At 74.4% G+C, this 18,193-nt stretch carries 15 protein-coding genes; 11 read left to right on the forward strand and 4 right to left on the reverse strand.

Annotated features, from left to right (window positions below):
* The first annotated feature begins 14 nt into the window (after positions 1 to 14).
* The 10 genes from ACQPYX_RS08185 (at position 15) to ACQPYX_RS08230 (ending at position 13,765) form a co-directional block, all read left to right on the forward strand.
* Positions 15 to 2,009: a TIGR03960 family B12-binding radical SAM protein gene (locus tag ACQPYX_RS08185; protein WP_433802392.1), complete on the forward strand. Its 1,995-nt coding sequence runs from the start codon at positions 15 to 17 to the stop codon at positions 2,007 to 2,009.
* A complete protein-coding gene (locus ACQPYX_RS08190; protein WP_433802393.1) occupies positions 2,006 to 2,887 on the forward strand; it encodes a TIGR03936 family radical SAM-associated protein in 882 nt (293 codons plus the stop codon). Before ACQPYX_RS08185 ends, ACQPYX_RS08190 begins: the two co-directional genes overlap by 4 nt.
* Positions 2,888 to 3,021: 134 nt before the next feature.
* Positions 3,022 to 6,279 carry an Rne/Rng family ribonuclease gene (locus tag ACQPYX_RS08195; protein WP_433802394.1) on the forward strand — a complete coding sequence of 1,086 codons (3,258 nt, stop codon included), beginning with the start codon at positions 3,022 to 3,024 and terminating at the stop codon, positions 6,277 to 6,279.
* Positions 6,280 to 6,446: 167 nt separating this feature from the next.
* Positions 6,447 to 6,746 (forward strand): 50S ribosomal protein L21, encoded by a 300-nt coding sequence (gene rplU / locus ACQPYX_RS08200; RefSeq protein ID WP_433802395.1) that lies wholly within the window; start codon positions 6,447 to 6,449, stop codon positions 6,744 to 6,746.
* Positions 6,747 to 6,759: 13 nt separating this feature from the next.
* Positions 6,760 to 7,017, forward strand: coding sequence for a 50S ribosomal protein L27 (gene rpmA / locus ACQPYX_RS08205; protein WP_433802396.1), 258 nt, complete (start codon positions 6,760 to 6,762; stop codon positions 7,015 to 7,017).
* Between the two features lie 76 nt (positions 7,018 to 7,093).
* Positions 7,094 to 8,638 carry a GTPase ObgE gene (obgE, locus tag ACQPYX_RS08210; protein ID WP_433802397.1) on the forward strand — a complete coding sequence of 515 codons (1,545 nt, stop codon included), beginning with the start codon at positions 7,094 to 7,096 and terminating at the stop codon, positions 8,636 to 8,638.
* The gene (proB, locus tag ACQPYX_RS08215; protein WP_433802398.1) at positions 8,623 to 9,801 is read left to right on the forward strand and encodes a glutamate 5-kinase; all 1,179 of its coding nucleotides are present in this window, start codon (positions 8,623 to 8,625) and stop codon (positions 9,799 to 9,801) included. Before obgE ends, proB begins: the two co-directional genes overlap by 16 nt.
* Positions 9,802 to 9,868: 67 nt before the next feature.
* On the forward strand, positions 9,869 to 11,122 hold the full coding sequence (locus ACQPYX_RS08220) for an aldehyde dehydrogenase family protein (RefSeq protein ID WP_433802399.1): 1,254 nt from the start codon (positions 9,869 to 9,871) through the stop codon (positions 11,120 to 11,122).
* Between the two features lie 213 nt (positions 11,123 to 11,335).
* Positions 11,336 to 12,610 (forward strand): dicarboxylate/amino acid:cation symporter, encoded by a 1,275-nt coding sequence (locus tag ACQPYX_RS08225; protein WP_433802400.1) that lies wholly within the window; start codon positions 11,336 to 11,338, stop codon positions 12,608 to 12,610.
* A gap of 219 nt (positions 12,611 to 12,829) precedes the next feature.
* On the forward strand, positions 12,830 to 13,765 hold the full coding sequence (locus ACQPYX_RS08230; RefSeq protein WP_433802401.1) for a hypothetical protein: 936 nt from the start codon (positions 12,830 to 12,832) through the stop codon (positions 13,763 to 13,765).
* A gap of 9 nt (positions 13,766 to 13,774) precedes the next feature.
* Here the strand turns inward: ACQPYX_RS08230 and ACQPYX_RS08235 are convergent, their stop codons facing one another.
* From ACQPYX_RS08235 to ACQPYX_RS08245, 3 genes are read right to left on the reverse strand one after another with little or no spacing between them, the layout of a single operon-like run.
* A complete protein-coding gene (locus ACQPYX_RS08235; protein ID WP_433802402.1) occupies positions 13,775 to 15,376 on the reverse strand; it encodes a hypothetical protein in 1,602 nt (533 codons plus the stop codon).
* Between the two features lie 32 nt (positions 15,377 to 15,408).
* A complete protein-coding gene (locus tag ACQPYX_RS08240) occupies positions 15,409 to 16,092 on the reverse strand; it encodes a ComEA family DNA-binding protein (protein ID WP_433802403.1) in 684 nt (227 codons plus the stop codon).
* On the reverse strand, positions 16,089 to 17,603 hold the full coding sequence (locus ACQPYX_RS08245) for a fatty acyl-CoA synthetase (RefSeq protein ID WP_433802404.1): 1,515 nt from the start codon (positions 17,601 to 17,603) through the stop codon (positions 16,089 to 16,091). Before ACQPYX_RS08245 ends, ACQPYX_RS08240 begins: the two co-directional genes overlap by 4 nt.
* 190 nt (positions 17,604 to 17,793) lie before the next feature.
* On the opposite strand from ACQPYX_RS08245, the gene rpmF reads away from it, so the two are divergent.
* Entirely contained in the window at positions 17,794 to 17,964 is a 171-nt protein-coding gene (gene rpmF, locus ACQPYX_RS08250) for a 50S ribosomal protein L32 (RefSeq protein WP_433802405.1), read from the forward strand.
* Positions 17,965 to 17,974: 10 nt separating this feature from the next.
* Here the strand turns inward: rpmF and ACQPYX_RS08255 are convergent, their stop codons facing one another.
* The gene (locus ACQPYX_RS08255) at positions 17,975 to 18,175 is read right to left on the reverse strand and encodes a hypothetical protein (RefSeq protein WP_433802406.1); all 201 of its coding nucleotides are present in this window, start codon (positions 18,173 to 18,175) and stop codon (positions 17,975 to 17,977) included.
* Positions 18,176 to 18,193: the final 18 nt, after the last annotated feature.

Consider the following 18,193-nt stretch of genomic DNA (forward strand, 5'->3'; position numbering starts at 1 on the left):
TACCCTGGAGAACCATGTCCCTCGATCTGTCGACCGCGCCGGAGTCGGTGTACGACCGGCTCGAGCCGCTGCTGCCCCGGGTGCGCAAGCCCGTGCAGTACGTCGGCGGTGAGCGCAACGCGACGGTGACGCCGTGGGAGGACGCCGAGGTCCACTGGGCGCTCTGCTACCCGGACGCCTACGAGGTCGGCCTCCCGAACCAGGGCCTCATGATCCTCTACGAGGTCCTCAACGAGCGCCCGGACGCCCTGGCCGAGCGCACGTACGCGGTGTGGCCGGACCTCGCGGCGCTGATGCGCGAGCACGACGTCCCGCAGTTCACCGTGGACGCCCACCGCCCGGTCGCGGCGTTCGACGTCCTCGGCGTCTCGTTCGCCACCGAGCTCGGCTACACGAACCTGCTCGAGATCCTCGATCTCGCGGGCGTGCCGCTGCATGCCGCCGACCGGACGGTCGAGCACCCGCTCGTGCTCGCGGGTGGTCACGCCGCCTTCAACCCGGAGCCGATCGCCGACTTCGTCGACCTCGTCGCGCTCGGCGACGGCGAGGAGGTCGTCGGGGACATCACCGACGTCGTGAAGGCGGCGAAGGCGGAGGGTCTGTCGCGCCACGAGACGCTGGAGCGGCTCGCCGGGGTCCCGGGGGTCTACGTCCCCGCGCTCTACGCCGTCGACTACCACGACGACGGGTCGATCGCGGCCGTGCGCCCGACCTCGCCCGCGGCGCCGGAGCGGGTCCACAAGCGCACCACGAGCGACCTCGACGACTGGCCCTACCCGAAGAAGCCGCTGGTCCCGATGGCGGAGACCGTCCACGAGCGGATGAGCGTGGAGATCTTCCGCGGCTGCACGCGGGGCTGCCGCTTCTGCCAGGCCGGGATGATCACGCGGCCGGTGCGGGAGCGGTCCAAGCAGGGCGTCTCGGAGATGGTCGAGTCCGGGCTCGCCGCGTCGGGCTACTCCGAGGTGGGCCTGCTGTCGCTGTCCAGCGCCGACCACTCGGAGATCGGCGAGATCGCGAAGGGTCTCGCCGACCGCTACGAGGGCACCGGCACGGGCCTCTCGCTGCCCTCGACCCGGGTGGACGCCTTCAACGTCGACCTGGCCGAGGAGCTGACCCGCTCCGGGCGGCGCTCGGGGCTGACGTTCGCGCCCGAGGGCGGCTCGGAGCGGCTGCGCCGGGTGATCAACAAGATGGTCTCCGAGGAGGAGCTCATCGCCACCGTGGCGACCGCCTACGAGCACGGCTGGCGCCAGGTGAAGCTGTACTTCATGTGCGGTCTGCCCACCGAGACCGACGAGGACGTGCTGCAGATCGCGGCCATGGCCCACGAGGTCGTCCGCACCGGGCGCAAGGCGGCCGGGCGCGGGGACGTCCGGGCGACGGTGTCGATCGGCGCCTTCGTCCCCAAGCCGCACACCCCGTTCCAGTGGGCGGCGCAGACCGCGCCCGAGGTCGTCGACGACCGGCTGCGCAAGCTCCGCGAGGCGATCAACTCCGACCGCTCGCTGGGCCGCAACGTCGGCCTGCGCTACCACGACGGCCAGCCCTCACTGATCGAGGGACTGCTCTCGCGGGGCGACCGCCGGGTCGGCCGGGTGATCGAGGCGGTCTGGCGCGACGGCGGGCACTTCGACGGCTGGAGCGAGTACTTCTCTTATCAGCGCTGGGAGACCGCCGCCGCCGAGCAGCTGCCCCCGCAGGGCGTGGACCTGTTCTGGTTCACCACCCGCGAGCGCGACCAGCACGAGGTCCTGCCCTGGGACCACCTCGACTCCGGGCTCGACCGCGGCTGGCTGTGGGACGACTGGCAGGACGCCCTGGACTCCCGGGAGCAGGACGACTGCCGCTGGACGCCGTGCTTCGACTGCGGCGTCTGCCCGCAGATGGGCACCGAGATCCAGATCGGCCCGATGCCGGGCGAGATGGCCCCCGGCCGGATGCTGCCGCTGACGCCGGTGGAGACGCGCACCTCGACCCCGGTGCACAACCCGCGGTTGTCCCCGTGAGCTACAAGGGCGAGGCCGCGCACCCGTCCGCGCCGACGGTGGCCAAGGTGCGGATGCGGTTCGCGAAGCGCGGCCGTGCGCGGTTCAGCTCCCACCGCGACGTCGCCCGGGCGATGGAGTGGGCGCTGCGCCGGGCGGGCGTGCCGGTCTCGCTCTCCCAGGGGTTCAGCCCGCACCCGCGGCTGTCCTGGATCGGTGCCTCGCCGACCGGCGCGGCGAGCGAGGCCGAGTTCGTCGAGATCGGGCTGACCGCCGACCTGGACCCGTCCGCGGTCGCCCGCGAGGTCGGGGCGGTGCTGCCGGAGGGCCTCGTCGTCCTGGACGTCGTGCGGTCCGGCCCGGGCGCCCTCGCCGACCGGATCGACGGCTCGTCCTGGCGGATCGAGCTGCCCGGGGTGGACCCGGCCGACCTGCGGGACGCCGTGGCGGCGCTGCTGGACTCCGACGTCGTCGAGGTCGAGCGGATGACCAAGAACGGCCCGCGGACCCTGGACGTGCGTTCGGCGCTCGTGTCGGTGCTCGTCGAGGACCCGCCGGCGGGATCGCCGCGGGGTGCCGTCGACGACGTCACCGAGACGCACGACGAGCGTCACCCGAACGATGAACCGACAGCGGACGACACGCGGCCGACACGCCCGTCGGCGATCACCTACCGCCGAACGCATGCGCCGTCGGCGGTGTGTGGGACACTGTCGGCGGTCGTACGGCACACCACGCCGGCCGTGCGACCCGACGACGTGGTGAACGCGCTGCGTATCGTCGCCGGGCTGGAGCCGCCCGTCCCCGTCAGATCGACGAGGACGGCGCAGGGCCGGCTCGACGACGACGGAGCGCTGCTCGACCCGCTCGAGGCGGACCGCGACCCGATCGGTCGCTGACCCCGTCCCGCGCGGCACGTCCCGGAGATTCCAGGAGGTCGCCCGCCCGTCGGGTGGCCGCCGGCAGGCGAGACCACGCGATGCCCTCGTGTGGCCGCGACCGCGAGGTCGCGCCCGGGGGCCGAAGGAGTTGCATGTCCGAGAACGACGCACACCCCGAGGCGTCATCACTGCCCGCCGACCCCGCGACGGGCAGTCCGGGTCGTCCCGACGAGGCGGCGCTCGCCGCGCTCCCCGACAAGCTGCGGGTGCACGCCCTCGCCCGGCTCGTCGGCTCGTCCAGCCGTGAGGTGCTCGCGCTGCTCGCCCGGCTCGAGGTCGCCGCGCGCAGCGCCCAGTCCAGCGTCGACCGCGCGACCGTCTCGCAGGTGGTGGAGTACTTCTTCCCCAGCGAGCCGCCGCCCGCCGAGGCCGTGGCGGACGCCGTCGAGGCCTCCGAGGCCACGGTCGTGCCGGAGACGCTCCCCGACATCCCGGCGAACCTGACCCTCGACGACCCGGCGGCGGACGCCGAGCCGCGGGTCACCGGCGCGATCAACGCCGCGCCGGCCGCGCCGGCCGCCCTCTTCCTCGCGCCCGACGCGGCCACGCCCGCCCGGGGCGGCGGCGACGGCGACGAGGCCGAGTCCGGTGGCGGCCGCCGCCGGCGCCGCGGCAGCCGCTCCGCAGGCGTGGTGACGCCGGGGCAGGGCGAGTCGGCCGACGCCGCTGACGAGCCTGCCGACGAGGACACCTCCACCGGGTCCGGCCCGGCCGCCGACGGCACCGACTCCGAGTCCGACGACGAGTCCGGCCGCCGCCGTCGTCGTCGTGGCCGCCGCGGCCGTGGTCGCGGGCGGGGCGGCGACGAGGCGAACGGCGACGACGACGCCGGCGACGAGTCCGAGGACTCCGAGGAGGGCGAGGACACCGACGACCAGGACTCCGACGACACCGAGGACCAGGGCGACGCGTCGTCCGACGACGGCTCCTCCGAGTCGGGCTCCTCGCGCCGCCGCCGTCGGCGCCGCCGTCGTGGGTCGGACGACCCGTCGGACGCCGCGTCGTCGAACGACGACCCGCCGAACACCGTCACCCACGTCCGGGAGAAGGCGGAGAAGGCCGAGAAGGAGCCGAAGCGCTCCAGCGACGACGAGGTCAAGGGCGTCAAGGGCTCGACCCGCCTCGAGGCGAAGCGGCAGCGTCGTCGGGACGGCCGCGAGGCCGGGCGTCGTCGCCCGTCGATCCTCTCCGAGTCCGAGTTCCTCGCCCGGCGCGAGGCCGTCGAGCGGACCATGGTCGTCCGCCAGCAGGCCGACCGGAACCAGATCGGGGTCCTCGAGGACGGCGTGCTGGTCGAGCACTTCGTCGCGGGCAGCGGCCAGAACTCGATGGTCGGCAACGTCTACCTCGGCCGCGTGCAGAACGTGCTGCCCTCGATGGAGGCGGCGTTCGTCGACATCGGCCGCGGGCGCAACGCGGTGCTCTACGCCGGCGAGGTCAACTGGGACGCCGCCGGGCTCGACGGCAAGCAGCGCAAGATCGAGCACGCCCTGTCCTCCGGCGACGCGGTGCTGGTCCAGGTGACCAAGGACCCGGTCGGGCACAAGGGCGCGCGCCTCACGACGCAGATCAGCCTGCCCGGCCGCTTCCTCGTCTACGTGCCCGGCGGCGGCGCCACCGGCATCAGCCGCAAGCTGCCCGAGCCGGAGCGCAAGCGGCTCAAGGAGATCCTCAAGCGGATCGTTCCCGACGAGGCCGGGGTCATCATCCGCACGGCCGCGGAGGGCATCGAGGAGGCCGAGCTCGAGGCCGACGTGCGTCGTCTGGCGGCGCAGTGGGAGGTCATCGAGAAGACCGGCAAGGACGCCGCAGAAGGCAAGGGCAAGAGCAAGCCCAAGGCGCCCTCCCTCGTGCACGAGGAGCCCGACCTGCTGATCCGGGTCGTGCGCGACATGTTCAACGAGGACTTCTCCTCGCTGGTGATCTCGGGCGAGCAGGCCTGGGAGACCCTCGAGGGCTACATCTCGCACGTCGCCCCGGAGCTCGTGCCGCGGCTCTCGCGCCACATCGGGCCCGAGGACGTCTTCAGCGCCTACCGGATCGACGAGCAGCTGATGAAGGCCCTCGACCGCAAGGTCTGGCTGCCCTCGGGCGGCACGCTGGTGATCGACCGCACCGAGGCCATGACCGTGGTCGACGTCAACACCGGCAAGTTCACCGGCTCCGGGGGCAACCTCGAGGAGACGGTCACCCGGAACAACCTCGAGGCCGCCGAGGAGGTCGTGCGCCAGCTGCGGCTGCGCGACATCGGCGGCATGATCGTCATCGACTTCATCGACATGGTCCTGGAGTCGAACCGCGATCTGGTCCTGCGCCGGCTCACCGAGTGCCTGGGCCGCGACCGCACCCGCCACCAGGTCGCCGAGGTCACCTCGCTCGGCCTGGTGCAGATGACCCGCAAGCGCGTCGGGCAGGGCCTGCTCGACGAGTTCTCCACGGTCTGCGAGCACTGCAAGGGCCGCGGCGTGATCGTGCAGACCGAGCCGGTCACCGGCGTGAGCGGCGGCGGCCACACCCACGAGGCGAAGGCCGCGTCCCCCGCGCCGGCGACCGAGACCTCGACCGGGTCCGCCGGGTCCAACGGGTCGTCCGGCTCGGGTCGCCGCCGGGGCCGCGGACGCCGCGGCGCCTCCTCCGACGGCGGCTCGCCGAGCACCGTCGTGGCGAGCGCGAACGGCCACGACGGCCCCGTGCCCAGCCCCGCCGACGTGGCGGCCCGCCGCTCGTCCGCGGCGGACGGCGCGGAGGAGCCCGAGGTGGAGCTCGAGGCCGAGCTCGCCGAGGAGTCCACCGGCACCGTCGAGGAGGCGCCGGCGACGGCCGTCGCCGTCCCGGAGGTGGAGGACGCGGACGAGTCCGAGGTGGCCCTCGAGGCCGACCTGGCCGAGGAGTCGACCGGCGAGGTCGTCAAGACCCCCGAGGTCGCCCAGGACGCGTCCACGGGCGACGACCGGGCCGAGGACGACGACGAGGCCGTGGCCGAGGAGCCGGAGGTCGCGCTCGAGACCGACCTGGCGCAGGAGTCGACCGGCACCCCGGAGCCGGCTCCCGCCGCGTCCGCCGGGGCGGCCGAGCCCGTCGTGGCCGCCGCGCCGGTGTCGGAGGAGCCCGACCAGCCCGAGGAGCCGTTCATCACCGGGCGGATCGGGGCGATGGCCCCGCCGCGCCCGGCGGCGACGGAGGCGGACACGTCCGCCTCCACCGTGTCCGTGGCGTCGATCGAGACCGACGAGGCGGACGAGGACGGCGAGGCACCCGTCGTCGGGAACGCGGAGCCCGCCCCGAAGCGGCAGCGGCGACGGGCCGCGTCCCGTCCCGCGGGCCCGCCCGTGGCGGTCGGCGGGAACTGACCACCCCGCGCCGGTCCGGCGACCCCGACCTCGGGGGAGCCGGACCGGGCGGGTATCGTGGAGCGAGCAGTGCCGGGGTGGACCACGTCGGCACACGGTGAGGCGCCCGGTGGGCGGGCCTCCCGACCCAGACAGAACGTCCAGTACGACAGGAGCCTGCGTCCGAGATGTACGCGATCGTGAAGACCGGCGGCAAGCAGTACAAGGTCGCGGTCGGCGACGTCCTCGACGTGGAGCTGCTGGACGGCGACTCGGTCGACCTGCAGCCCGTGCTCGTCGTCGACGGCTCGACCGTCCTGTCCTCGGCCGACGACCTGGCGAAGGTGTCGATCACCGGCACCGTCCGCGGTGAGGTCAAGGGTCCGAAGATCAGGATCATGAAGTACAAGAACAAGACCGGCTACAAGCGGCGCGTCGGCCACCGCCAGCGCTACAGCCAGGTCGAGATCACCGGCATCTCGAAGTAGGGGAGCGGAACACATGGCTCACAAGAAGGGTGCATCCAGCTCCCGCAACGGTCGCGACTCCAACGCCCAGCGGCTCGGGGTCAAGCGCTTCGGCGGTCAGGTCGTCAAGGCCGGCGAGATCCTCGTCCGCCAGCGCGGCACGCACTTCCACCCGGGCGTCGGCGTCGGCCGCGGCGGGGACGACACGCTGTTCGCGCTGGTCGCGGGCGCCGTGCAGTTCGGCCACAAGGGCGGCCGCAAGAACGTCAACATCGTGCCGGTCGAGGCCTGAGCCTCCACCAGCAGCACTCCAGACGAGGGGCGGGCCCGGATCGGGTCCGCCCCTTCGTCTGTCCCAGGAAGGCATCATGGCTCGTTTCGTCGACCGCGTGACGCTCCACGTGACCGCCGGTTCCGGCGGACACGGGTGCGCCTCGATCCGCCGCGAGAAGTTCGTCCCGCTCGGCGGCCCGGACGGGGGGAACGGCGGGCGCGGCGGCGACGTCGTGCTGGTCGCGGACCCGGGCGTGCACACCCTCCTGGACTTCCACCACCGTCCGCACGCCGTCGCCGGCAACGGCCGCCCCGGCATGGGCGCCTTCCGCAACGGCGCGAACGCCGAGGACGTCGAACTCGCCGTGCCCGAGGGCACCGTCGTGATGTCCCCCGAGGGCGAGGTGCTGGGCGACCTGAACGTCCCTGGCATGCGCTTCGTGGCCGTCGCGGGCGGCCGCGGCGGGCTCGGCAACGCCGCCCTCGCCGGCCCCACCCGCAAGGCGCCCGGATTCGCGCTGCTCGGCGAGCCGGGCGACACCCGCGACCTGGTGCTCGAGCTGCGGTCCATGGCCGACGTCGGGCTGCTGGGGTTCCCGAGCGCAGGCAAGTCGTCGCTGGTCTCCGCGCTCTCCGCGGCCCGGCCGAAGATCGCCGACTACCCGTTCACCACGCTGACGCCCCACCTCGGTGTGGTCAGCGCCGGCGACACGACCTTCACCGTCGCCGACGTCCCCGGCCTCATCCCGGGCGCGTCCGGCGGCAAGGGCCTCGGCCTGGACTTCCTCCGGCACATCGAGCGGTGCTCGGTGCTCGTGCACGTCGTCGACTGCGCGACCTTCGAGACCGACCGCGACCCGGTGTCCGACATCCGCGCGCTCGAGGCCGAGCTGGCGGCGTACACCCCGGCGCTGGGCACCGACCTCTCGGAGCGGCCGCGGATCGTCGCGCTGAACAAGATGGACGTGCCCGACGCGGCCGATCTCGCCGAGCTCGTGCGGCCCGACGTCGAGGCGTTCGGCTGGCCCGTCGTCGAGATCTCGACCGCCGCGCACACCGGCCTCCGCGAGCTGACCTTCCTGATGGCGGGGGCGGTGGAGGAGGCGCGCCGCACCGCGCTCGTCACGGTGCCGCCGCGCGTGGTGCTGCGCCCGAAGGCGGTCGACGACGCCGGGTTCACCGTCGTCGCCGACACCTCCGTGGATCCCGCCGAGGGGCCGGCGTGGCTGGTCCGCGGCGAGAAGCCCGAGCGCTGGGTGCGCCAGACCGACTTCGCCAACGACGAGGCCGTCGGCTACCTCGCCGATCGGCTCGCCAAGCTCGGTGTGGAGGAGGCGCTCGCGGAGGCCGGCGCCTCGGCGGGCGACATGGTCACCATCGGGGTGCACACCTTCGACTGGGAGCCCTCCACCCCGGCCGGCGTGGCCGCGCTCGGCGGCCCGATCCAGTCGGGCAACCGCGGCACCGACGCGCGCCTGGACAACGTCGGGCGGGTCGAGCGGTCCTCGGCCGCCGAGCGCAAGGCCGCCCGGTCGGAGCGCCGCCGGCACCGGGACGACGCCGATCTCGGTGTCGCGTCGTGGGCCGACGGGGGAGAGTCCGTGTCGTGGGAGAACCTGGCCGGGTGGGACGAGGAGTGACGGGGGCGGGCGGGTCGGCGCGCACCACCGTCCAGGAGGCGCGCCGGCTCGTCGTCAAGGTCGGGTCGTCCTCGCTGACCAGCGTGTCCGGCGGGCTCGACGTCTCGCGGCTCGACGCGCTCGTGGACGCCGTCGCGGAGCGGGCGGCGACCGGGACGCAGGTGATCCTCGTGTCCTCCGGCGCGATCGCGGCCGGACTGTCGCCGCTCGGGCTCGCGCGCCGTCCCCGGGACCTCGCCACCCAGCAGGCGGCCGCCTCGGTCGGTCAGCTCCACCTCACCCGGGCCTACGCCGACGCCTTCGCCCGGCACGAGCGGGTGGTCGGCCAGGTCCTGCTGACCAGCCACGACGTGGTGCGCCGCGCGCCGTACCGGAACGCGCAGCGGACGTTCGAGCGGCTGCTCGGCCTCGGGGTGGTGCCGGTGGTCAACGAGAACGACACCGTGGCCACCGACGAGATCCGGTTCGGCGACAACGACCGGCTCGCCGCCCTCGTGGCCCACATCGTCGGGGCCGACGCACTGGTGCTGCTCTCCGACGTCGAGGGCGTCTACGACGACGACCCGCGGGTCCCGGGCGCGGCGATGATCGACGAGGTGCACGGGATGGCCGACCTCGCCGCGGTGCGGGTCGCCAAGCCGGGGGCCTCGTCGGTGGGGACCGGGGGCATGGCCTCGAAGCTGGCGGCCGCCGACCTCGCCTCCGGCGCCGGGGTGCCGGTCCTCGTCGCGGGTGCCGCGCACGCCGCGGCGGCCCTCGGTCCGGGTGACGTCGGCACCGTGTTCGCCCCCACCGGGCCGCGCCTGTCCGCGCGCCGCTTCTGGCTGCGGCACATGGCCGGGTCGCACGGACGGCTGCACCTCGACGACGGGGCGGTGCGGGCGATCACGTCCGGGCCGGCCGCGAAGCGGCGCTCCCTGCTCGCGGCGGGGATCACCGGGTCGGACGGCGACTTCGAGGCCGGGGACGTGGTCGACCTCGTCGGTCCGCGCGGCGAGACGGTCGCGCGCGGGGTCGTGGCGTTCGACTCCGAGGAGATGCCGGAACTCGTCGGCCGCAAGACCGGTGACCTGGCGCCGGAGCAGCGTCGGGAGGTCGTGCACGCCGACGACCTGGTGCCGGTCGGTGGGCGTTCCGTGCCGGAGTCGGCCGCGCAGACCTGAGGCGGCCGAGCGCCGACCCGACCCGCCGCCCGGGGAACGGCGACGACGAGATCGGCATACTGGGCCGATGAGCACCCCCGCCGACATCGTGACCGACTGCGGCGAGCGGGCGGCCGCTGCCGCACCGGCGATGGCGGCCGCGAACGACGCGCAGATCGCCACGGCGCTGCGGGGGATGGCCGAGCTGCTCGTGTCGAAGGCGCCCACGCTCGTCGTCGCGAACACCGCCGACCTCGCCGCCGCGCAGGACGCGGGGATGACCGGCGCGCTGCTCGACCGGCTGCGTCTCGACGAGCAGCGGCTGGCGGCGATGGCCGAGTCGCTGCGCGTCCTCGCCGACGTGCCGGTGCCGCCGCGGGACACGGTCGTCGAGGAGCGCCCCGACGGGCTGCGGCTCATCGAGCGGCGCCGGCCGGTCGGGGTGATCGGCGCGAACTTCGAGGCCCGGCCGAACGTGGTGGTCGACGTGGCGTCCCAGCTGGTGAAGTCGCGCAACGCGGGCGTGCTGCGCACCGGCGGCGCGGCCCTGGCGTCGGCGAGCGCGCTGATGGCCGACGTCGTCGGGCCGGCCCTCGCAGCGGCGGGGCTGCCCGCGGACGCGGTGACGCTGGTCGGCGACGCGAGCCGCGAGTGCGCGGTCGAGCTGGTGCGCCGCCCGGGCCTGATCCCGCTCGTGATCCTGCGCGGCTCGGGGGAGACGACCCGGTCCCTGGGGCTGGAGGCGGCGCAGCACGGCGTCCGGACGCTCGCCCACGCCGACGGCGGCGGGGTCCTGTACGTCGACCGGGCGGCCGACCCGGAGCTGGCGGCGAAGCTGGTCACGGAGTCGGTCGACCGGCTCGGGGTGTGCAACCGGCTGAACCTGCTGCTGGTCGACGCCCCGCAGTGGGACACGGTGACGCCGATCCTGGTCAAGCTGCTGGCCGGCGCCGGGGTGACGGCCTCCTTGCCGCCGCACGAGCACGCACTCGGGCACGAGTGGGCCCTCGACGACGGGCACGAGGCGACGGTGACGGTGGCCCCCGCGTCCGGCCCGGCCGACGCCGCCGCCATCGCCAACCGGGAGACCTCGGGCCTCGCCGCCACGGTGGTCACCGCCGACGAGGCGGCCGCGCGCACCTTCCTCGACACCTACGCGGGCACCGGGGCGTTCTGGAACGCCACCACGCGCCTGCTCGACGGGTTCAAGCTGCGCCGCGTGCCGGAGACCGGCATCAACGTCGACCACGTGCCCGGCCCGCGCGGCCCGGTGGTCTTCACCGACCTCGTCCTGCGGCAGTTCGTGGTGGTCCCGGCCTCGACGGCGGTCGGCCTGGGATAGCGCTCACACAGCAGGAACACCACCCGGACCGGGCGCGTTGTCCTGCTCGTGCGCGGGAGAGGTACGTACCTGGTGCGGCGGCGGGTCATCGACCTGAACCGTCGGGTGGTCAGCGGCTGTCGGCCCTGACGCCGACCCGACCCGCCGACCCGTGAAGGAACTCCTCCGTTGTCCCTCGTCGTCCGTGCCGCGCGTGCCTGGAAGGCACCGCGCGTGTTCGCCCTCCTCACCCTCGCCGGGCTCGTGCTCGGCGCCCTGCTCGGGATCGTCGCCCGCGTCTCCGGGGCCGACTGGCTCGCCTCGACGCTCGACACCATCGGCACCCTGTTCACGAACCTGCTGCAGTTCACGGTCGCGCCGCTGGTGTTCCTCGCGATCGTCGTCGGGATCGTCAGCCTGCGTGACCTCGGCGGTGGCCGCACCGCGGCGCGGCTCGGCGGGCGCACGGTCGCCTGGTTCGCCGGGACGTCGCTGATCGCCGTGCTCATCGGCCTCGCGATCGGACTCGTGTTCCGCCCGGGCGAGGGCCTCACGCTCGCGGCCGACCCGGCCGAGGTCGCGAAGGTCGACGCGAAGACGCCGGGCTCCTGGGGCGCCTTCCTCACCGACCTCGTCCCGGCCAACCCGATCGCCGCGTTCGCCGAGAACAACGTGCTGCAGGTCGTGATCGCCGCCCTGCTCGTCGGCGCGGCCGCCTACGCGCTGGGGGAGAAGGCCGAGCCCTTCGTCGCGTTCTCCCGCTCGGCCTTCGAGATCGTCCTCACCGTCATCCGCGGCATCATCGTGCTCGCCCCGATCGGCGTCCTCGGCCTGATCGGGAACGCGTTCGCGACGTACGGGTCCGGCGTCGTCGGCTCCCTGTTCGGGCTGATCGGCACCGTGTACCTCGGGTGCGCGCTCGTGCTGTTCGTGGTCTACCCGCTGCTGCTGCGCGTGGTCGCCGGCATCGGCCCGCGCCGCTTCTTCGGCGTCACCTGGCCGACGCTGCAGTTCGCCTTCGTCTCCCGGTCCTCGGGCGCCTCGCTGCCGTTCTCGCGGCAGGCCGCGATCGACCTCGGCGTCGAGCGCAACTACGCGGGCTTCGCGGTGCCGCTGGGCTCGACCACCAAGATGGACGGCTGCGCCGCCGTGTACCCGGCGCTCGCCACGATCTTCATCGCCCATCTCGCCGGCGTGCCGCTGGCGGCGTGGCAGTACGTGGTCATCGTCGCGGTCGCCGTCTTCGGGGCGCTCGCGACGGCGGGCACCACCGGCTGGTTCACGATGCTGACGCTCACCCTGGCCGCGGTCGGCATGCCGCCCGCGGTGATCGCCGCCGGCATCGCCGTGATCATCGGCATCGACCCGATCATGGACATGATGCGGACCGCGACGAACGTCGCCGGGCAGATCACGGTGCCGACGCTCGTGGCCGCGCAGGAGGGCCTGCTCGAGGAGCGCGCCGAGGAGTCGACGTCGGAGACGGAGTCGGAGCCCCAGCCCGCGTGACGGCGGGCCACGGCCGGGCACCGTGGGCGCCCGGCCGCTCCCCCCAGCGGCCCGTGGCCGGCCGGAGCCGGCCACGGGTGACGACCCGTCCCCCCTCGCGCCGTCGGTGACACTGATACCGAGAAGATCGGCCCGCGCGCCAGCGCCGCGGAAAAGGTCGACACGAAGGGCCCGTCGACCAGGTATTTCTCTCCCCGCCGTAGGGCATAGTCACGGCCCATGGGGGAGCAGGGGGACGGGCCGCGACGGGGGGAACCGGGGCGGCGGCCCACACGGGTGGAACGCGACGGCACACCACGACGGGAGCTGGCGCACTGGCTGCGCGCGACGCTGACGGAGCTCGGGGAACCGACGCTCGACACGATCCTCGCGCGCTTCCCCGACGACGTCCGGCTCAGCCGCTCGGCCCTCGCGAAGGCACTGCGCGGGGAGACCTTCCCCGACCTGCCGCTCGTGCGGGCGGTGCTGCGGGCGGCGGGCGCGGACGACGACGAGGTCGAGTCCTGGAGCGTCTACTGGGCGCACCTGCACGTCCTCGAGACCCGGCGCCGCACCGGGGAGGCGGTCACCGCGACCCCGCCGCCCTGGGCCGCCGAGGCCACGCCCGAGCCCCCGGCGCCGGCGCCCGTCGCGCCCGCCCCGGTGCCGGTTCCCGCGCCGTCCCGACGACGGGTGCCGGTGGCGCTCGTCGCGGTGGTGTCGCTCCTGGTCGGCGCCGGGCTGGCGCTCGCGACGGTGGCGCTGACGACGTGGTCCGGGCCGCGGGAACCGGCGGCGGCGACCATCCTCGACCCCGTCACGACGACGGTGCCGAAGACCTTCCGGATGGGCGGAAACTACAACGGGCTGCCCGACGGGACCCTGCTCTGGGCGACCACGTTCGACTTCGGCACCGGCCGGTTCTTCCCGCAGGACAAGCCGTGCGTCACCCGCGCCGACGAGACCTTCGACTGCGGGCAGTACTACCTCGGCCGCCAGTTCGACCCGGACACCGCGCGGTACCGCATCGACCTGTTCTTCGCCGACGCCGGGGCCAGCAACGCCCTGCTGCAGTACCAGATCGACAAGGGCGGGCCCGACGGTCCGAACCCCGGGATGGCGCAGCTGCCCGCGGGCACGACGATCATCGGCACCCGGACCTACACCCGGTCCTGAGGCGCGTGCTCAGGCGCGGCGGCGGAAGCGGGCCGTCGTCGCGGCGACCGCGGCCGCCAGGCCGGTGACACCCGCCGTCAGGAACAGGTACGAGCCCAGCCAGACGTGCTTGGAGAGCTCGTAGTAGCCGTCGCCGGCCACCGCGAGGGTGACGATGCCGAGCCCGAGCAGCGCCGCCGCCCCCGCGACGCGGACCAGCCCGACGACCAGCGGGTCGCCGCGCCGCGCCCGGGGGAGCGCGGTGGCGGCGCCGGCCGCGAGGAGGGCGACGACGAGGGCGAGCGGCAGCCATCCGAGCGGGATCGCGTCGAGCCAGCGGACGAGCAGGGCCGTCTGCGGGCCCGCCTCCGGGTAGACCGTCCGTCCCTCGAAGTGCTCGGGTGCGGTGCCGAAGGGTTCCGACGGCAGGTAGGTCAGCTGGGGCCGCAGGGTCGCGGTGAGGCCGCGCCCGACCATCGTCGCGAACGCCCCGGGGTGCTCGAGCAGCAGCGTGCGGGCGGTGGCGCGGGCCTCGTCGGGCCGGTCGCCGACCGCCGTCGCCCAGCCCGGGATGCCGAGGCCGCCGGCCCAGTAGTAGCCCTCGCCCGAGTGGGCGGCCGCGCCGGGCGGGAGGCCCAGGGCCGGGACGACGACGTCCGGGCCGACCTCCGGCATCACCGCCGTGAAGATCAGGTTGTGCGCGTTGACCGTGGCGTAGGCGCGTTCCTGGCCCTCGAGCGCGGCGCTCACCGGGTACGCGGACCCGGCCAGCAGCGCCACCGCGACGAGGGGCCCGGCGAGCCGCCACACCCGCCGTCGGGACCGCGACCGGACGACCACCAGCGCGGCGCAGGCCGCGGCGACCAGGCCGATCGGCACGAACCCGGGCTTGGCGGTGGCGCCGAGGAGACCACCGGCCCCGAGCAGCGCGAGGGCGACCAGGCGCTGCCACCGGTGCTCGGGCCGGGTCCCGGCGACGACGAGCAGTCCGACGAGGACCCCGACGGTGGCCACCAGGGCGGTCGGCTCGGCGTAGAGCGAGACGAGGAAGCGGGTCCACCAGGTGACGCCGAGCAGACCGACCAGCGGGATCACGACGAGCGCCGCCCGCCACGGGCGCACCGTCGCCAGGGTCGCCGCGCCGATCCCGACGACGGCCGCGGCGAGCCCGGCGAGCAGCCACGCGTAGGCGGTGAGGGACCACATCCCGGGCCCGGACGGGACGACGAGGCCCAGCAGGAACGCCGACGAGGAGGGCGCGGCGGTGCACGGGGTGGCGCCGGACGTGAACAGGGTGACCACCACGCCCCGCCACAGCGAGACGCGGGACGGGGTGTCCGGCGTGAGCCCCGCGGTGCAGAACAGGCGGAACGCGTCGCCGTTGTCCCCGGCGCCGATCAGCCCGCCGCCCAGACCCGGCAGCGTGACGAGGCCGATGCGCAGGGCGAGGGCGAGGACCGTCGCGAGCGCCGTCGACAGTCCGATCGCCGCGGGGAGGGCGACGGCGCGGGGGATCGCGGTGGCGGCGTCGCGCAGTTCGTGGGCGGCGATGCGCAGTCCGGTTCCCCGACGGCGGGCGGGGAGGGTGGTCAGGTCGATCCCCCGACCGTACGAAACGCTCTCGGATGTCACTCATCCGGGTCGCACGACGCGAGGCGGGTCGGTCAGAGCGTGACGCCGCGATCGCGGATGCGGTCCCACGTGTCGACGGGGAGTTCGGTCCAGGAGAAGACGTCCTCGACGGAGGCGAACCGGCCCGCGGCCTGCCGGGCCTGCACGATCCGCCCGGCCTGGGCGGGGTCGAGTCCGCAGAGGTCGGCGATGGCCGGCGCGGGCGCGGTGTTGAGGTCGACGAGGCCGCCGTCGTCGTAGTCGCGGGGCAGGTCGGGCCGGCCGATGCGCAGCTCGCGGGCCAGCAGGGGGTCGTCGGTGACGAGGCGCCGCGCCTCGGTCCGACGCCGCCGCGCGGCGAGCGCCCGGGAGACGGCGGGATCGGAGCCGTCCGGACGCGACGGAGCGCGGGTGCCGCCGTACACCTGTGTCCGCAGCACGATCAGGCCGACGAGCCCGCCGACGAGGAGCACGAAGAAGATCAGGGCGGCGATCGCGTTCGGTGCGCCGGTGGTGCGGCCGGTGACGTCCCGGGGCGCGACCGAGACCAGCACGATCCAGAGCACCGTCGCCGCGCCGACCGCCGCGGCGACGACCGCGTGCGCCCGACGGCGGGTCACCGTGGCCGCGTGCGCGTAGGGGACCACCGTCAGGACGCCGAGGCTCAGGACGTGGACGAAGAACCACCACCCGCCGCGGGTGAACCAGTTCCCGCGGGGCGCGACGGGCGCCGTCACACCGCGTCCCGCAGGACCCGCTTGAGCAGCTTCCCGGACTGGTTGCGCGGCAGTTCCTCGACGAGGTGCACCGACTTCGGCACCTTGTACTTCGCGAGCCGGCCCCTCGCGTGTTCGACGAGGGCGGCCGGGTCGAACCCGTCGGCGTGCTCGGGGCGCAGGACGACGAAGGCCGTGACGGCCTCGATCCACCGGTCGTCGGGCGTGCCGATCACGGCGACCTCGGCGACCGCGTCGTGGGTGTACAGCGCGTCCTCCACCTCGCGGGACGCGACGAGGATGCCGCCGGTGTTGATCACGTCCTTGATCCGGTCGACGACGGTGATGAAGCCCTGCTCGTCGATCCGCACCAGGTCGCCGGAGTGGAACCAGCCGTCCCGGAACGCCTCCGCGGTCTCCTCGGGCTTGTCCCAGTACCCCTCGCAGAGCTGGGGCGAGCGGTAGACGACCTCGCCGGACCCGCCGGGCGCCACGTCGTCGCCGTTCTCGTCGATCACCCGCAGCTCGACGAACAGGACCGGCCGCCCGCACGACTCCGGGCGCTCGTCGTGCTCCTCGGGCTGCAGCACGGTCGCGAGCGGGCCGATCTCGGACTGGCCGAAGCAGTTGTAGACGCCCAGCTCCGGCAGCCGCTCGCGGAGCCGCGCGAGGATCGGGCCCGGCATGATCGACGCGCCGTAGTGGGCCTTGCGCAGGCTGGACAGGTCGCGGGTCGCGAAGTCGGCGTGGTTCACCGCCGGCACCCACACCGTGGGGGCGAGGAAGAGCGAACCGATCCGCTCGGCCTCGACGCGGCGGAGGATCTCCGGGACGTCCGGGGCCTCCATCATGCGCACCGTCGCCCCGACCGCGAGGTAGGGCAGCGTGAACACGTGCATGCCGGCGGAGTGGTAGATCGGCATGCAGACCAGCGGGTCGTCGTCCTGCTCCAGGGTCAGGGCGTGGAGGCAGGACACGTAGTGGTGGACGAGCCCGCGGTGGGTCATCATCGCGCCCTTGGGCTTCGACGTCGTGCCGCTCGTGTAGAGCAGCTGGACGAGGTCGCCGTCGTCGACGGTCACGTCGAGCTCGGGCACCGCCCCGGTCCGTGCCGCCTCGAGCAGGCTGCCGGGGGCGTCGCGCATCGGGACGACCTGGTCGGGCCGGTGGTCGAGGGCCTCGACGTGCCCGGCGAGCGCGGGGTCGACGATCAGGACCTTCGAGCCCGACTGGTCGACCAGGTAGGCGAGCTCCTCGCCGGTGAGCGCGTAGTTCACGGGCACGTGCACCGCGCCGAGGCGGGCGGCGCCGAGGAAGCTGAGGACGTAGGCGTCGGAGTTGCGGCCGTAGGTGGCGACGCGATCGCCCTGGGCCACGCCGAGGCTGCGCAGCCAGGCGGCCGTCCGGGTGGTGGCCTCGTCGAGCTCGCGGTAGGTCCACGTGCGGTCGTCGAAGACCAGCGCCGGGCGGTCGGGCGTACGGCGGGCGCTGCGGCGCAGGACGCCGTCCACGGTGTTGGCGCGGGTGTCCACGTCGTCCCTTCCCTCCAGCCGTGCGGGGTGCCCGGTCACTCTCACCGAACGATCGGGTGCCGTCCAGTGGCCGCGCGGGGTGTCCCCGCCCCTCCCGAGAGGGACATCAGTCAGGTTCGCGGGCCGCTCGGGATGCCTGGTGTCACCGTGGAGGCCAGAGGCTCTATCGGTAACGGTTATCATCACGGGCATGGCTGTCCCGAAGCGCCGGATGTCGCGCGCCAACACCCACGCCCGCCGGTCGCAGTGGAAGGCCGAGGCGCCCGACCTCGTGCCGATCACGGTCGACGGACGCGAGATCCGCGTGCCGCGCCGGTTGGTGCGCGCCTACCAGCGCGGCGTCCTGCGCCCGGAGGGCTGACGAGGCCGGTTCAGCGGTGGGGCCCGCGGCGGAAGAGCCCGCCGGAGGCCACCAGGATCCCGAGGACGACGAGCACGATCCCGATGACCAGCCAGAGCCGCTGGCCGGTCATGAAGCTGCCGCCCACGAGGCCGATGCCCTGCAGGGCGAACAGCAGGCCGAGCAGGGCGGCGACGACGCCGACGATGCGGAGCGGGGTCCGGGCGCGCATGGGTCGACGATAGAGAGC

The organism is Actinomycetospora sp. CA-084318, assembly GCF_050955885.1.
Taxonomy (GTDB): domain Bacteria; phylum Actinomycetota; class Actinomycetes; order Mycobacteriales; family Pseudonocardiaceae; genus Actinomycetospora.

What these genes read in the sequence shown, in the direction of transcription:
- ACQPYX_RS08255 (WP_433802406.1), bottom strand. Translation starts at nt 18,175, where the DNA reads ATGCGCGCCCGGACCCCGCTCCGCATCGTCGGCGTCGTCGCCGCCCTG.
- ACQPYX_RS08195 (WP_433802394.1), top strand. Translation starts at nt 3,022, where the DNA reads ATGTCCGAGAACGACGCACACCCCGAGGCGTCATCACTGCCCGCCGAC.
- rpmA (WP_433802396.1), top strand. Translation starts at nt 6,760, where the DNA reads ATGGCTCACAAGAAGGGTGCATCCAGCTCCCGCAACGGTCGCGACTCC.
- obgE (WP_433802397.1), top strand. Translation starts at nt 7,094, where the DNA reads ATGGCTCGTTTCGTCGACCGCGTGACGCTCCACGTGACCGCCGGTTCC.
- ACQPYX_RS08230 (WP_433802401.1), top strand. Translation starts at nt 12,830, where the DNA reads ATGGGGGAGCAGGGGGACGGGCCGCGACGGGGGGAACCGGGGCGGCGG.
- rpmF (WP_433802405.1), top strand. Translation starts at nt 17,794, where the DNA reads ATGGCTGTCCCGAAGCGCCGGATGTCGCGCGCCAACACCCACGCCCGC.
- rplU (WP_433802395.1), top strand. Translation starts at nt 6,447, where the DNA reads ATGTACGCGATCGTGAAGACCGGCGGCAAGCAGTACAAGGTCGCGGTC.
- ACQPYX_RS08185 (WP_433802392.1), top strand. Translation starts at nt 15, where the DNA reads ATGTCCCTCGATCTGTCGACCGCGCCGGAGTCGGTGTACGACCGGCTC.
- ACQPYX_RS08220 (WP_433802399.1), top strand. Translation starts at nt 9,869, where the DNA reads ATGAGCACCCCCGCCGACATCGTGACCGACTGCGGCGAGCGGGCGGCC.